Below are 14,533 nucleotides of genomic sequence, written 5' to 3'. Positions count from 1 at the left end.
CGACGGGCCGTTCGCGCCCCGCCACCACCAGCACCACCCGTGCCCCCATTGCCCGCGCCTGATCGAGCGCGGTCATGATCCGGTCATAGGCAGTGTCGAGCGTGTGGCCGTGGAGATCGAGCGTCAGATCGGGCTCCACCCTCCCGCCCTTCACCCGCCGGTCCCAGTGGGAATCGAGGCCGACCTCCCCCACCGGGGGAGTGGGTCCGCCGGGCGCAGCCCGGGGGTGGAGGGGCACGCGCGGTGCTCCGAAAGGCTTGGGAGGTTTGGCGACCTTGGCCGGTGCCTTCGGAACAGCCGCGGGTGCCCCTCCACCAACCTTCGGTTGGTCCCCTTCCGCGTTCCGGGGAGGAACCGGCCGCTTCTTGCCCGGCAGCGGCTTCACGCTGGCGGCAAGGTGCGCCCAGGCCGCCTGCTCGCCGATCGAAAGACCGCGCGGCGCTCTCATCGCCTTGCCGAGAGCCTTGCCGCGGCCTCCTTGGGGAGCAGCACATAGGCGCGCCCGCGCCCGCTCATCCCGCCTGCGATCCGGCGCGCATCCTCGCCCGCGCCCCAGAAGGTGTCGAACCGGTTCGCGCCCTTGATCGCACCGCCGGTGTCCTGCGCCACCCACAAGCCGTTCGCCTCGGGCCGGTCGAGATCGAGCCACACCGGCGCGCCCAGCGGCACATAGGCCGGGTCCGCTGCAACGGAGCTTTCGCGCCGCACCGGCACGCCCAGCGCGCCCAAGGGCCCATCGCCCTTCACCTCGGTGAAGAACACCCAGCTCTTGTTCTCGCGCATCAGCGCGCGGCCTTCCGCCGGGTTCTCGCGGATATAGGCCATGATGCCCTGCATCGAGCCCGAATACTGCCCCGGCCCACTCCCCAGCAGGCCGCGCTCGCGCATTACCCCGCCAATGCCGACATATTCGCGCCCGTTCTTCCCGGCATAGCCGATGCGGATCACCTCGCCTTCGGGGGTGATGAGCCGCCCGGAACCCTGGATCTGGAGAAAGAAGAATTCGACCGGATCGGCGGCCCAGGCGATCACCGGCGCCTTGCCTGCGAGCGCCCCGTCCTCGATCGCCGCGCGGTCGTGGTAGAGCACGAAGCGGCCCTGCTCGTCATAGCGCCCGAGCGGCGGGCGGCCGGTGCGCTCGGAGGGCTTCACGTCGTCGGGCCAGCCGCGCACCAGATCGGAAGGCATGGCATAGACCGGCACCTCGTAGCCGGGGCGACGGGTGCGGCTGCCGGCGATCTCGGGTTCGAAATAGCCGGTGGCGAAAGCCTTGCCGTCGCCGACCTGCACGGGGGTGAATTCCTCGGCGAAGAACGCCCGCGCGCGCGACGGCGGCGCGACGCGCGCGCGCTCACAGACCCCTGCCCAATCCTCGCGGCGGGTCAGCCCGCTTGCATCCTCCCGGGCGAGCAGCCGGGGGCACGATTCGATGAAGCTCGCCAGCGCCCCGCGGGCATCGGCATCGGCAAGGGCGAGCCCGGCAAGCGCGGGCCCGAGCGCGACGCCCGCCATCACCGCATTGGCCGCGGCCGGCGCGACGGGGGTGCTCACCGCGGGCTGAGGCACCACCCGCCCGCAAGCCGCCAGCAGCAGCAGCAAGGCCACGGCAGGCAGCATGCGCATCGGTCAGCTCCTCATCGGGGCGGGCCGCCTGCGGCCGCGCATTCAGCCTTCGTCGGTCTCGTCGAGCAGCCAGTTGGGATCACGCGCGGTGACATTGCGCGAGAAGGTCCACACGTCGCGGCTCTCGATCGCATCGTCGAGCGATCCGGCAATCACGGTGCCATCCCGGTCGCGGGTCACGGCGGCGATGTCGGCCACGAACAGCAGCGCGATGCGCGCCATCCGGCCATCGAGCGCGGCCGAGTGGATGCGCACTTCCTCGATCCGGATCAGCTTGTTGTCCATCCGCTCGCCCGCCGCCTCGCGCGCGTCGATCGCGGCGATGAAACCGGCGTAGACATCATCGTCGCACAGCTCGCGCAGGGTCTCGCGGTCACCCTTCCAGAAGGCTTCGAGGATCATGCGGTAGGCACCGCGCGCGCCGTCGAGGAACTGCGCGAGGTTGAACTTGCTGTCGGCCGCGGCGATTTCGCGCAGCGCGCGCTCGACCGCGGGCATCACGCCTTCGAGCTCCACGGCGCGCGGGGCAGGAACGGCGGCGGGAATCGCGGCCGGGCGAACCGCGGGAGGCTCGTCCGCTTCGAACCGCTGCGGCACCGGCTCCTCTTCCTGCTCGGCGCGCCGGCCGAGCACCGAATAGAGGCGCAGGCCGAGAAACGCGGCCACCATGGCGAGGAGAACGATTTCGAGCACTATCACAATCCGATCGTCGCATCTGGCGGGGGCCGGGGGTCGCCGCGCCGCCGTGAGGAACAACACCCTGCCTTAAATAGGGAGTCATTACAATTCGCCAACGCCCGATAGGTTGCGGCGCGGGGCAAAGCAATTCGCGCAAGGCGCGCGGTTGCGGCGGCCCCGCGCCCCTGCTAGGCGCGCCCGCAGACCGCCCGCGCACGGCGCTCGTGCAGCGGACGCACCACCGATTACTCATTTTGAAAGACTGGCAAGACCATGGCCGAAGAAGAAGGCGTCCTCACCAACCTCGACACCACCGGCGGCGCGGGCCCGCAGCCCAATGGCGAGGACACCTCGCCCGCGGTCGGGATCATCACCCAGTACGTGAAGGATCTCTCGGTCGAGAACCCGGCCGCGCCCGACGTCTACCAGTGGCCCGAGCCGCCGCAGATCGACGTGCAGTTCAACATCGGCGCAGAGAAGGTCAGCCCCGACGTGCACGAAGTGACGCTCAAGCTGACCCTCACCGCCGCCTCGCAGCGCGGCACGATGTACATCGTCGACCTCGCCTATTGCGGGCTTGTCGGCATGCGCAACGTGCCCGAGGAGCAGGGCCACGCCTTCCTCTATGCCGAAGCGCCGCGCCTCTTGTTCCCCTTCGCCCGCCGCGTCGTCGCCGATGCCGTGCGCGATGCGGGCTTCCCGCCGCTGATGGTCGATCCGGTCGATTTCAACGGGATCTACGCCCAGCAGCTCGCCGCGCGCCGGGCCGAGGAGGCCGCCGGCGGCGAACCGATCAAGCCGGTCACGGGCAACGCCTGACCCTGACGCCCTGGTGGGGGTCCGGCCATGAGCCTTCTCAGGAACGTCGGAACGATCGGCGGGCTGACGCTGGTGAGCCGCCTCGCCGGGATGGCGCGCGAGATGATATTCGCGCGCGTGCTCGGCGCCAATGCGGTGACCGATGCGTGGTTTCAGGCCTTCATCATCCCCAACGTGTTCCGCCGGCTGTTTGCCGAGGGGGCGTTTTCGGCGGCCTTCGTGCCGATGTTCTCGAAGCGCCTCCACGGCGCGGCGACGCCCGAGGAGGGACTTGAGGACGCGCGCGCATTCAGCGCCGATGTGCTGAGCGTCTTCCTGCCCGTGCTGATCGCGCTGGTGGCGCTGTTCGAGCTTGCGATGCCCGCGGTGATCTGGCTGCTGTCGGAAAAGTCGCTCGATCCGCAGACCTTTGCGCTCAGCGTCGATTTTGCGCGGATCATGTTCCCCTACATCGTCCTCGTCAGCCTGGTGACGCTGTTCACCGGCATGCTCAACAGCGTCTCGCGGTTTGCGCCCGGGGCGAGCTTTCCGATCATTCTCAACCTCGTGCTGATCGCGGCGCTGCTGATCGGCGAGCGCTGGATGGCGGCGGGGGCGAGCCTTGAGGAGGTGGCCTATGCGATCGCCTGGGCGGTGACGCTGGGCGGGGTCTGCCAGTTCGCCTGGCTCTACCATTGGACCCGCGCCGAAGGGTTTCGCCCGAGGCTGGCGTGGCCGCGGCTCACCCCCGAGGTCAAGCGGCTCGGCATCATCGCGCTGCCCGCCGCGATCGGGGGCGGGGCCTACCAGATCAACACGCTCGTCCAGCTCTATTTCCTCAACCAGATCGGCGAGGGCGCAGTCAGCTACATGAACTACGCCGATCGGCTCAACCAGCTCCCGCTCGGCATCATCGGGATCGCGCTTTCGACCGCGATCCTGCCGACGCTCTCCAAATTCGTGGGCAGCGACAACCGCGAGGGCGCAAGCCGGGTCCAGTCCGATGCGATCGAGCTCGCAATGCTGCTGACCCTGCCCGCCACGGTCGCGCTGGCGGTGTGCGCGGAAGCGTTCGTGACGATGATCTTTGCCGGCGGACGGTTCGGCCTTGCGGATGCGGCGGCGACGGGCGCGGTGCTGGCCGCGCTTGTCATGGGCTTGCCGGCCTATGTGCTGGTCAAGGTGCTGGTGCCCAATTTCTATGCGCGCGCCGATACGAAGACGCCGGTGATCGCTGCGTTCATCTCGCTGGGCGTGTTCGTCGCCGCCAGCATTCTGCTCCTCGCAAGCATGGGCGTCGTCGGCGTCGCGCTTGCCAGCGTGATCGGGGCATGGATCAATCTCGTGTTCCTGCTCCTCGTCCTCGCCTGGCGCGGCCATTACCGCATTCCGCCGGTGCTTGTCCTGAGGATCGGGCGCCAGGCGATTGCCGCTGCCGCAATGGGCGCGGCCTTGTTCTACGCGCAAGGGATGCTAACCGATTGGTTCGCGGCCGGGCTGTTCGCCCGCCTCGGCGCGCTCATCGCCTTGGTTGCGGCCGCGGGGATCGTCTATTTCGGCCTTGCCTTTGCGATCGGCGCGCTCGACCGCCAACGCATCGCGGCCCTGACAAAGAGAGCAAACTGACATGCGCGTCGTCTCCGGCATCCAGCCCACCGGCAAGCCCCATCTCGGCAACTACCTGGGGGCGATCCGCAACTACGTGAAGTTGCAGGACGACGCCCACGCCGTGGGCGGCGAGTGCCTGATCTTCATCGCCGATCTCCACGCGCTCTCGATGCCGCACGATCCGGCCGAGCTCAAATCCTCCACGCTCGAACTGGTGGCGACGCTGGTCGCCTGCGGCCTCGATCCCGACAAGGCGATCCTGTTCAACCAGGCGCAGGTGCCCCAGCACCCCGAGCTGCAATGGCTCCTCAACGGCACGGCCCGGATGGGCTGGCTGAACCGCATGACCCAGTGGAAGGACAAGGCCGGCAAGAACCGCGAAGGCCAGTCGGTCGCGCTCTTCACCTATCCCGTGCTGCAAGCCGCCGACGTGCTCCTGTATCAGGCGACCCACGTGCCGGTGGGCGAGGACCAGAAGCAGCACCTGGAGCTTGCCCGCGACATCGCGCAGAAGTTCAACAACGACTTCGGCACCGAGGACGCGCCGATCTTCACCCTGCCCGAGCCGATCATCCCGGCCGAGGCCGCGCGGATCATGAGCCTGCGCGACGGCGCGGCGAAGATGTCGAAGTCCGATCCCAGCGACATGAGCCGCATCAACCTCTCCGACGATGCCGACACCATGGCGCAGAAGGTGAAGAAGGCGAAGACCGATCCCGAGCCCCTGCCTTCGGAGGAAGCCGGCCTCGCCGAGCGGCCCGAGGCGCGCAATCTCGTCGGCATCTATGCCGCGCTCGCCGGGCAGACGCAGGGCGAGGTGCTGGCGCAATATGGCGGACAGGGCTTCGGCGCCTTCAAGCCCGCGCTGGCCGATCTGCTGGTGGCCAGGCTCGGGCCGATCCGCGACCGCTTCGTCGAGCTGAAGGATGATCGCGAGGCCCTCGATGCGATCCTCGCGCGCGGCGCGGCCCGGGCGCGCGAGCGCGGCACGCCGACGCTCGATGCGGCCTACAAGGCGCTGGGGCTGGTGCGCCACTAAGCAGTTGCGACGAACCGCTTGCTGGCAGCGACGAGCGTTCAATTGCGGTTCATTGGCGCGTAATATGGTATCGCGCGTACAGGCCGTTGCTGCCATAGCCAATGGCCACCAGACAGAGGTTGTGCCATCATGCCTGCGATGCTTTCGATGAAGACCTTCACCCGTGCGGCCCTGCCCGTGGCGCTTGCGCTCGGGCTTTCGGCCTGCGCCACCAACACCTTCAAGGCGGATGTCTCGCGCTTCGCGGTGCCGCTGCCTGCGCCCCAGGGCCAGACCTTCGCGGTCGTGGCGGAAGATCCCAAGCTGGCGGGCGGCCTCGAATTCGCGACCTATGCCAATGCCGTCGCCGCCGAGCTGACACAGCTCGGCTATGCCCAGGCCGCCTCGCCCGATAGCGCCGACATGCTGGTGCGCTTCGACTACCGCGTCGATGGCGGGCGCGAGCGCGTGCGCACCTCGCCCGGGGTTGGCGGCTATGGCGCATTCGGCCCGTGGGGCCGGTGGGGCGGCTGGGGCGGCGGGTTCGGTGCCTGGGGCTACGGCTTCAACGATCCGTTCTTCGGCGGCCCCGACGTGCGCAGCTACACCATCTACACCAGCGGGGTCGACGTGAAGATCGACCGCCGCGCCGATGGCCAGCGCCTGTTCGAGGGCAAGGCCGAAGCCGTGTCGCGCTCGAACCGCCTGCCGCGCCTCGTGCCCAACCTGGTGGACGCGCTGTTCACCGATTTCCCGGGCAATTCGGGCGAAACCGTGCGCATCACCATCCGTGACGACGAAAAGACCGTGCGCCCCACCGATTGATGGTGTAAGGGCGGACTCAAGAGACCCTTGGACGGGACGAGAAGGCGGCGCAGGGGATCGCGCCGCCTTTTTTGTTGCCTGACTTGAGGGCGCCCTCAGCGGTTGTCGAGCTGCGACCTGACCGCTGCCAGCCCTTCACGCGTGATGCGATAGGGCTGCCCTTCGCGGCTTCGAATCAGCCGGCGTTTTCGTAGTCGTTCGAACACAGAAAGGCTGCAATCGACGAGGCGACAGCCGTCGCGGTTGAAGCAGTCGACTTCGATGACTTTGCCATGCGCGTCGCGCCGATAGCAGATCGACCCGCCCTGCGCGAGTACGTGCAGCACACGCTGCTCGTGTTTCGAAATGTTCACGGGAATTGTCCTGAGAAGATATGCTGACAGGCGCCGCGGCAAGCCTTGCTTGCGGCGGCGACACGATCAGCCTTGCGCGGAATCAGACCGCGCAAAGGCTCGTCAGCGGATCACATTCTCGGACATGAAGCTTCCAATAGGTCGGACAGCAGGAAGTTTGCGGCGCGCGGAACGCGGCGTCAAGCCTCAGAGCTTCGCATGCCCCCCGGTCGAACCAAAACCGCCCGCGCCCCGCTCCGTCGCGTCCAGCTCCGCGACCTCGTCCCACGTCGCCTGCACCACCGGCGCGAGCACCAGCTGCGCCACGCGGTCGCCGCGGGCAATCGCGAAGGGCTCGCTGCCCAAGTTGATGAGGATCACCTTCAGCTCGCCGCGATAGTCGCTGTCGATCGTGCCGGGGGTGTTGGGCACCGAGATGCCGTGCTTCAGCGCCAGCCCCGAGCGCGGGCGGACCTGGATTTCGTAGCCGTCGGGGATCGCCATCGACAGGCCCGTCGCGACCGCATGTCGTGCCCCGGGGGCCAGCGTCACGTCCTCGGCGCTCACCACGTCCATTCCCGCCGCGCCGCTGGTGGCATAGGCCGGGAGCGGCAGGCCCTCGCCGTGGGGCAGGCGCTTGACTTCGACCCTGATTGTCACTCCGCCGCCTCGGCGTGGAGCGCGGCCACGATCCGCTCCACCAGCGCCATCGCCACGGCGGCCTTGGGCATCTCGTCGAGCACCTCGATCCCCTCGCCGCTGACGATCGTCACGCGGTTGCTGTCGCCGCCCATCACGCCTGAACCGGGTGGGCCCGAGACGTCGTTGGCGACGATCCAGTCCGCGCCCTTGCGCTTGCGCTTGGCCTTGGCGTGTTCGAGCACATTGTCGGTTTCCGCCGCAAAGCCGATCACCAGTTCGGGCCGCCGGGGCGCGCTTGCGACATTGGTAAGGATGTCGGGGTTCTCGGTCAGCATCAGCGCGGGCGGGGCATCGCCGCGCTTCTTGATCTTCTGTCCGCGATATTCCTTGGGTCGCCAGTCGGCCACCGCGGCGACCATCACCGCGACATCGGCGGGCAGCGCGCGCTTGACCGCCTCGGCCATCTGGGTGGCGCTCTCGACATCGATGCGGGCAACGCCCGCCGGAGTCTTCAAGGCGACCGGCCCGGCCACCAGCGTCACGCGCGCGCCCATCGCGGCTGCCGCGGCGGCGATCGCGAAGCCCTGCTTGCCGCTCGAGCGGTTGGCGATGTAGCGCACCGGATCGATCGCCTCCCAGGTCGGCCCGGCGGTGACCAGCACATGGCGGCCATGGAGCGGGCGGTGCGCGGGCGCGAGGCCGAAGTCCGCGCCCTCGGGCACCTCGCCGAGGTCGGCCTCGACCTCCTCGGGCACCTCGGGGGCACCGGGCACGGGGGGCGCCTTGCGCGGATCGATCAGGTGGCCGAGCGCGCTGGTGTCCATCGGCGGCGCGGCCCCGGCCTTGCCCTTGCGGGCGAGCAGCGGTCCGGAAAAATCGGGCTTGAATTCGGGCGCGGGCTCTTCGGGCAGGAGTTCTTCGGGCAGATCTTCGGGCAGATCCTCGAACTCGGCCTCGATTTCCGCGTGGGTGCGCTTGGCGGTCGAGCGCGGGATGATGCGCGAGAAAAAGCCGCTGAGCTTGCCTTCGGGCAGGGCGGCGCTGGCATCGGCCTCGCCCTCCTCCTCGGGCTCGAGCGCCTCGACCTCGATCAGCGGCGCGGCCCCGGGGGCTGGCGCTTCGGGCACCACCACGCCGAACTGCGCGGCGATCGCGCGCCAGATCGCCTCGGGCTCGGGCAGGCGGCCATAGCCGAACTCGCCGCAGGCCATCGCGCCCTTGTCGGGGTGGAGCACGGTGACGCCCGCCGCCTTGAGCAGGCCGATGTTGCGCTGGGTCGCCTCGTGCTCCCACATCCGCACGTTCATCGCGGGCACGGCCATCACCGGCTTGTCGGTGGCGAGGATCAAGGTGGTCGCGAGGTCATCGGCGATCCCTGTCGCCATCTTGGCGAGCAGATCCGCGGTCGCCGGGCACACCACCACAAGATCGGCCTCGCGGCTCAGCTGGATATGCCCCATCTCCGCCTCGTTCTTGAGGTCGAAGAGATTGGTGTAGACCTGGTTCTCGGAGAGCGCGGCGAGCGACATCGGGGTGACGAACTGCTGCCCGCCCCGGGTCAGCACGCAGGTCACCTCCCCGCCGCCCCTGCGGATCAGGCGCACCAGCTCGCAGGCCTTGTAGGCCGCGATCCCGCCGCCCACGACCAGCAGGATGCGCGGGGCAAAACCCGCTGCCGCTCCTGTCGCCGCCACGTCGCTCATCTCGCCAATCGCCTCTCGCACCGCTGTCGGGGTCTTGCGCACATAATGCACCCGCCAGCAATCGCAAAGCTTGGTTAAATTTGCTTTGCCGTCCGGGCCGCCAGCCGCCCGAAAAGTTCGCCGATCGCGCGCGGGGCGAAGGCGAGGCCGGCGGCATAGGCGGGGAGCGCGAGCTCGACCCAGTAGTAATTGGCGGGCCGTGCGAACAGCGCCATCCCCGTGGCAAGACCGGTGAACCACAGGAGCGCGAACAGCCCCGTGCGTCCGCCCAGCCCCGCCCAGCCGACGAGCGGCAGCACCGCCAGCGGGGCGGCGAGCAGCGGCGGGAGATGCCGCAGGCCGGTCAGTTCGAGCAGCCCCGCGAGCGGCACCCCGTATCCGGCCAGCGCGTTCCACCCCTGCGAGGCAAGGTCGCCCGGCAGTCGCAGGACATCGACCGCGCGGGCGTGCGCGGCCAGCCCGGCCACGAACAGCGCCAGCAGGGCGGCGAGCGCGAGCGCCTCTCCCTTGCGGCGCCCGGCGAGGGCGAAAGCGAGCCACAGCAGCACGAAGGGCGCGGCAAGCTCGCGCACCGCCAGCGCGGCGGCAGCGGCGAGGAAGGCGGGCCACCAGCGATGCGGGCGATAGGCGAAGAGCGCAAGGCTCAGCAGCACCCCGGCGATGAAGTCATGATCGTACCCCGCGAGCCGCGAGAGCGCCGCGCCGCCGCCCGCAGCAAGCAGCGCGGCAGCGATGATCCGCTCCTCGATGCTCGCCAGCGGCAGCCTGCGCCAGACCAGCGCAGCGATGGCGCCCGCAGCAAGCACCAGAGCCAGCCAGCGCACCCCGTGTGTGCCGATCGCTGCCTGCAGCCATGCCAGCGTCGGCAGGCGGATGGTGACGAAGGGCCGGGTCGGGTAGCCGCTCGCCCGGTGCTCGGCGAGCGCGGCGGCGTGGTAGCCCTCGCCGGCGGCCACGCGCGCGGCGACGCGCGCATAGAGCGCCATGTCGCCCTTGGCGCGCGCGTTTGCGGCAGGCGCGGAAGACTGAGCGGAGGCGATGCTTCGCGGAGCCGGGGCGTCGCCCGCCGCGCTCGGGGCGATTGCGACCGCGGCGCCCACGGCGAGGGCCAGCGCCAACACCAGCACCAGCGCCGCCCCCCAGCGGGGCAGATGCGGGAACGGCCGGCCCAGCGCCTCCCACCGCTCCATGAGCGATGGCCGCGCGGGGCCCCTCATCCGATCCAGCCGAGCGCCTGCGCCGCCCACAAGGCGCCCGCACCCGCAAGGCCTGCGACGAGGTAGCCGAGCACGCCCGGCCCCTCGCGCCGCTCGATGATCAGCGGGATCTCGGGCAGCGGTGGCGGTTCGGGGGCGCCGCCCTTGGGCGGGAACTTCTCCTCGAGCCGCCGGATCAGGCCGGGCAGGCGCAGCAGCGTTTCGGCATCGGTCTTGAGGCGGTCCGCCAGCGCCGCCTCCGGCCCCAGCTCGTCCCTTATCCACTCCCGCACATAGGGTGCTGCGGTGTCCCACATGTTGATGTCGGGGTTGAGCTGGGTCGCGATCCCTTCGACCATCACCATGGTCTTCTGCAGCAGCAGCAGGTGCGGCTGGGTCTGCATGTCGAAATCGCGGGTGATGGCGAAGAGCCCGTCGAGCATCTGCCCGACCGAGAGCTCCTTGACCGGCTTGCCGCGCATCGGCTCGCCCACGGCGCGCAGCGCGGTCGCGAATTCGCCGACCGAGTGGTAGGACGGCACATATTGCGCCTCGAAATGGATTTCCGCGACGCGCTGGTAATTGCCCGTCGTCAGCCCGTAGAGGATCTCCGCGAGCCATTGCCGCGCGCGGCGGTCGATCCGGCCCATGATCCCGAAATCGATCGCGACGATGGTGCCGTCGTCCTCGATGAAGAGGTTGCCCTGGTGCATGTCGGCATGGAAGAACCCCGCGCTGATCGCCTGGGTGAGGAAGCTGATCACCAGCCGCTCGGAGATTGCGGCAAGGTCGTGGCCGCGCGCGCGCAATTCGTCGAGGCGGCTGATCTTGATCCCGTCGATCCATTCGACCGTCAGCACCCGGCCATTGGTGCGGTCCCAGTCGATCGCGGGGATGCGGTAGCCGGGGACGCCCGCCATCTGCTCGGCGAGTTCGGAGGCGCTGGCGGCCTCGCGGCGCAGATCGAGCTCGGAATTGGTCCAGCGTTTGAAGTTGGCGATGGTGAGCCGCGGGCGCAGGCGCGCGGCCTCCCCGCCCATCGCCTCGACATGGGCGGCGGCCCATTCGTAGGTCTGGATGTCGCGCGCGAATTTCTCGCGGATGCCGGGGCGCAGCACCTTGATCGCGACCTTGCGGCCATCGGTGGTGACGCCCTTGTGCACCTGCGCGATGCTGGCGGCGCCGACCGGCTCGGGGTCGATTTCGGCGAAGAGGTTCTCGAGCGGCTGGCCGAAGCTCGATTCGATCGCCGCCCGGATCTGCGCGAAGGGCACCGGCGGGAGCGAATCCTGCAAGGACAGCAGATTGTTCGCCGCCTCATCGCCGACCAGATCGGGGCGGGTCGCGAGGCTCTGCCCGAGCTTGATCGCCGCCGGACCGATGGCGCGGAAGGCCCCGGCATAGTCGCGCGGCCCCGCCTTGCCGGTCAGCGTCGCGAGCCGCGCCAGCCGCACCAGATTGCGCAGCGCCATCGGCGCGTTGGGATCATTCTCGATCCCCACCAGCGCGCGGCGACGCGCGAGGGTCACGCCCCAGCGCGCGAGGCGGGAGAGGTGGACGACAGACGCGGTCACTGGATCAGATCTTCCACCCCGAGTGGATCGCCACGAGCCCGCCCATGATCGGCTCGACCTTGGTATTCGCGAAACCCGCCTTGCGGATCATCGCCTCGAAGGCGGGCATCGGGGGGAAGCGGCGGATCGATTCGGCGAGGTAGCGGTAGGAATCCGCGTCGCCCGCAATCGCCTGCCCCATGCGCGGCAGGAGATGCTCCGAATAGATATCGTAGGCCTCCTTCAGCCCCGACCACTCGACCGTGGAGAATTCGAGGCAGAAGAACCGCCCGCCCGGGCGCAGCACGCGCAGCGCTTCGGCCAGCGCCTTGTCGATGTGCGTCACGTTCCGGATGCCGAAGGCGATGGTGTAGGCATCGAAGGTGTTGCTGGCGAAGCTCACGCTTTCCGCATTCTGGCAGGTGAAGACGAGCGCGCCGTCCTCTTCATCGAACCCGCGCTCCAAAGCGCGCTCGGCGCCGACATCGAGCATGTCCTGGTTGATATCGGCCACCGTGATGTGCGCGCCGCGCTCGGCCATGCGGAAGGCGATGTCGCCGGTGCCGCCCGCCATGTCGAGGATCTGCTCGCCCGGCTGCGGCTTCACCCGGCGCACGAAGCGGTCCTTCCACAGCCGGTGCATGCCGCCCGACATGGCATCGTTCATGATGTCGTACTTGCGCGCGACGCTGGAGAAGACCTCGCCGACCTTGCGGGTCTTTTCCTGCGGGGTGACCTGCTGGTAGCCGAAGGAGACGGTTTCGTCGGTGTTGTCGCTCATGCCCGGTTCCCTAGAGGGGAATTGCTGCCGAGGCAAAGGGTGTTACAGGCGCAGGATCATGCCGGAATTACCTGAGGTAGAAACCACCGTGCGCGGGCTCGCCGCCTTTCTTGAAGGCGAGCGGATCACGCGCGTGACGCTCAACCGCGCCGACCTGCGCCGCCCCTTCCCGGCCGATCTGGTGCAGGTGATGACCGGCGCGAGGGTCAGCGCTCTGGGCCGCCGCGCGAAATATGGCCTCATGCACCTCGACCGTGGTTCGACGATGATCTTCCACCTCGGCATGAGCGGGCGCTGGCGGATCGATCCCGAGACGCCCGACACCCACGATCACCTGCTGCTCGAAACCGCCTCGCATCGCTTCGCGCTGTGCGATCCGCGGCGGTTCGGCTCGGTCGACCTGGTGGAGACCGACGCGCTCGACGCCTGGCCGCAATTTGCAGCCCTCGGGCCGGAACCGCTCGGCCCGGGGCTGACGGCGGCGCACCTGAAGACAGCGCTCAGCGGCAAGACCCAGTCGATCAAGCTGTGCCTGCTCGAGCAGCGGATCGTGGCGGGGCTCGGCAATATCTATGTGTGCGAGGCGCTGTGGCGGGCGGGCATCAGGCCGACGAAGCAGGCAGGCAAGGTGACGGGGCCGCAGCTCGCCCGGCTGGTGCCCGCGATCGTCGCGGTGCTCGAAGCCTCGATCCGCGACGGCGGCTCGACCTTGCGCGACTATGCCCGCCCCGACGGCGAGCTCGGCTATTTCGCCAGCAGCTTCGATGTCTACGGGCGCGAGGGGCAGGCGTGCCGCAGGGACGATGGCGGCGTCATCCAGCGGATCGCGCAGGGAGGCAGGAGCACCTGGTTCTGCCCGCTCTGCCAGAGGTAGGCGAGAATCGTTGACCTTCCGGGCATGTCCGACTATGTGCGCCGCTTTCCGGCGGTCGGACCATGAGTCTGCTCGCCCCTTTCGAGCACACCCACGGATTTCCTTTCGGCCGCCCCGGCGGCCCGAACCCAACGCGAGACAGACACGAATATGGCCAATACGCCGCAAGCCAAGAAGCGCATCATCCGCAACGCGAACCGCGCCGCCATCAATGGCGCGCGCGTGAGCCGCATCCGCAGCTTCATCAAGAAGGTCGAAGCGGCCTGCGAAGCGGGCGACAAGGAAGCCGCGGCTGCCGCGCTCAAGGCGGCCCAGCCCGAAATGGCCCGCGGAGTCGCGCGCGGCGTGCTCCACAAGAACACCGTGGCGCGCAAGATGTCGCGCCTGACCAAGCGAGTCGCCACGCTCTGATTCGAATCGCCTGCCATTCCGTCTTCCGCGATCTACGCGGGACTACGGAGTGGAGTGGCCGCTACAAACCGACGGGCCGCGCTCGATGAGCGCGGCCCGTTTCTTTTGCGACAATTGCGACAAGCCGCGCCCCCGTAAACGTCAGGATTCGCCGCGATTCGCATAATTCGAGGGTGACTTTCCGAGCGATTTCAGCGACTTCAACGCAAGCCTGCGGGGTAGAGGCGAGTCAACAGGATTATTTCACTTTTTTTAAAAACTCGCGCTTGCGCATCGCGCCGATGCGTTCTTTACATGAACTCCACCCGGCGCGGGACAGTCCGGGTGCTTTTACAAACTGGCCGACAGGGGGGTTCCTCGGGATTGCGATTCCGGGGGAAGGGAAAGGCATTGCCTGTCGCAATGGGATTAAATGAGTCTGCGGGGCCTCGGGATGGGCTTTGCAGGCGGTACGTGAATTGGGGATGAGCTTGTGCACAGGACTGACAAGG

General features: G+C 68.8%; 15 protein-coding genes. 6 read left to right on the top strand and 9 right to left on the bottom strand.

From position 1 onward, the window contains the following. From AX692_RS08900 to AX692_RS08890, 3 genes are all read right to left on the bottom strand, one after another. On the bottom strand, positions 1-238 hold a 238-nt coding region (locus tag AX692_RS08900), incomplete at its 3' end, for a Smr/MutS family protein (RefSeq protein WP_230961049.1). A 206-nt stretch (positions 239-444) separates the two neighbouring features. Further along, positions 445-1,623, bottom strand: a complete 1,179-nt coding sequence (locus tag AX692_RS08895; protein WP_073975620.1) for a murein transglycosylase A — start codon at positions 1,621-1,623, stop codon at positions 445-447. Between the two features lie 42 nt (positions 1,624-1,665). Next, positions 1,666-2,319: a Tim44/TimA family putative adaptor protein gene (locus tag AX692_RS08890; protein WP_073975621.1), complete on the bottom strand. Its 654-nt coding sequence runs from the start codon at positions 2,317-2,319 to the stop codon at positions 1,666-1,668. Between the two features lie 255 nt (positions 2,320-2,574). Between AX692_RS08890 and secB the strand changes: the two genes are divergently transcribed. From secB to AX692_RS08870, 4 genes are all read left to right on the top strand, one after another. Further along, on the top strand, positions 2,575-3,120 hold the full coding sequence (secB, locus tag AX692_RS08885; RefSeq protein ID WP_073975619.1) for a protein-export chaperone SecB: 546 nt from the start codon (positions 2,575-2,577) through the stop codon (positions 3,118-3,120). A gap of 27 nt (positions 3,121-3,147) precedes the next feature. Further along, positions 3,148-4,725 carry a murein biosynthesis integral membrane protein MurJ gene (gene murJ, locus AX692_RS08880; protein WP_073977107.1) on the top strand — a complete coding sequence of 526 codons (1,578 nt, stop codon included), beginning with the start codon at positions 3,148-3,150 and terminating at the stop codon, positions 4,723-4,725. Between the two features lies 1 nt (position 4,726). Then, positions 4,727-5,746: a tryptophan--tRNA ligase gene (trpS, locus tag AX692_RS08875; protein ID WP_073973604.1), complete on the top strand. Its 1,020-nt coding sequence runs from the start codon at positions 4,727-4,729 to the stop codon at positions 5,744-5,746. Between the two features lie 138 nt (positions 5,747-5,884). Continuing rightward, positions 5,885-6,550: a DUF4136 domain-containing protein gene (locus tag AX692_RS08870; RefSeq protein ID WP_073977639.1), complete on the top strand. Its 666-nt coding sequence runs from the start codon at positions 5,885-5,887 to the stop codon at positions 6,548-6,550. Positions 6,551-6,645: 95 nt separating this feature from the next. Here the strand turns inward: AX692_RS08870 and AX692_RS08865 are convergent, their stop codons facing one another. The 6 genes from AX692_RS08865 to AX692_RS08840 form a co-directional block, all read right to left on the bottom strand. Continuing rightward, on the bottom strand, positions 6,646-6,903 hold the full coding sequence (locus tag AX692_RS08865; RefSeq protein ID WP_073974757.1) for a YjhX family toxin: 258 nt from the start codon (positions 6,901-6,903) through the stop codon (positions 6,646-6,648). Between the two features lie 186 nt (positions 6,904-7,089). After that, positions 7,090-7,542 carry a dUTP diphosphatase gene (gene dut, locus AX692_RS08860; RefSeq protein WP_073974758.1) on the bottom strand — a complete coding sequence of 151 codons (453 nt, stop codon included), beginning with the start codon at positions 7,540-7,542 and terminating at the stop codon, positions 7,090-7,092. Further along, positions 7,539-9,227: a bifunctional phosphopantothenoylcysteine decarboxylase/phosphopantothenate synthase gene (locus AX692_RS08855; protein ID WP_073974782.1), complete on the bottom strand. Its 1,689-nt coding sequence runs from the start codon at positions 9,225-9,227 to the stop codon at positions 7,539-7,541. Before AX692_RS08855 ends, dut begins: the two co-directional genes overlap by 4 nt. A 74-nt stretch (positions 9,228-9,301) precedes the next feature. Beyond that, a complete protein-coding gene (locus tag AX692_RS08850; RefSeq protein ID WP_073974759.1) occupies positions 9,302-10,417 on the bottom strand; it encodes a hypothetical protein in 1,116 nt (371 codons plus the stop codon). A gap of 23 nt (positions 10,418-10,440) precedes the next feature. After that, complete coding sequence (ubiB, locus tag AX692_RS08845; protein ID WP_073974760.1) at positions 10,441-11,997, bottom strand: 2-polyprenylphenol 6-hydroxylase; 1,557 nt, start codon at positions 11,995-11,997, stop codon at positions 10,441-10,443. Positions 11,998-12,001: 4 nt separating this feature from the next. Next, positions 12,002-12,757, bottom strand: coding sequence for a class I SAM-dependent methyltransferase (locus tag AX692_RS08840; protein ID WP_073974761.1), 756 nt, complete (start codon positions 12,755-12,757; stop codon positions 12,002-12,004). 58 nt (positions 12,758-12,815) lie between these two features. On the opposite strand from AX692_RS08840, the gene mutM reads away from it, so the two are divergent. Further along, positions 12,816-13,631, top strand: coding sequence for a bifunctional DNA-formamidopyrimidine glycosylase/DNA-(apurinic or apyrimidinic site) lyase (mutM, locus tag AX692_RS08835; protein WP_073974762.1), 816 nt, complete (start codon positions 12,816-12,818; stop codon positions 13,629-13,631). Between the two features lie 150 nt (positions 13,632-13,781). Next, the gene (rpsT, locus tag AX692_RS08830) at positions 13,782-14,042 is read left to right on the top strand and encodes a 30S ribosomal protein S20 (protein WP_017665476.1); all 261 of its coding nucleotides are present in this window, start codon (positions 13,782-13,784) and stop codon (positions 14,040-14,042) included. Positions 14,043-14,533: the final 491 nt, after the last annotated feature.

The organism is Erythrobacter donghaensis (assembly GCF_001557325.1).
In the GTDB taxonomy this organism is placed as follows: domain Bacteria; phylum Pseudomonadota; class Alphaproteobacteria; order Sphingomonadales; family Sphingomonadaceae; genus Erythrobacter; species Erythrobacter donghaensis_B.
The sequence above is the reverse complement of the archived record's forward strand: the minus strand, read 5'-3'. Positions and strand labels throughout refer to the sequence as shown.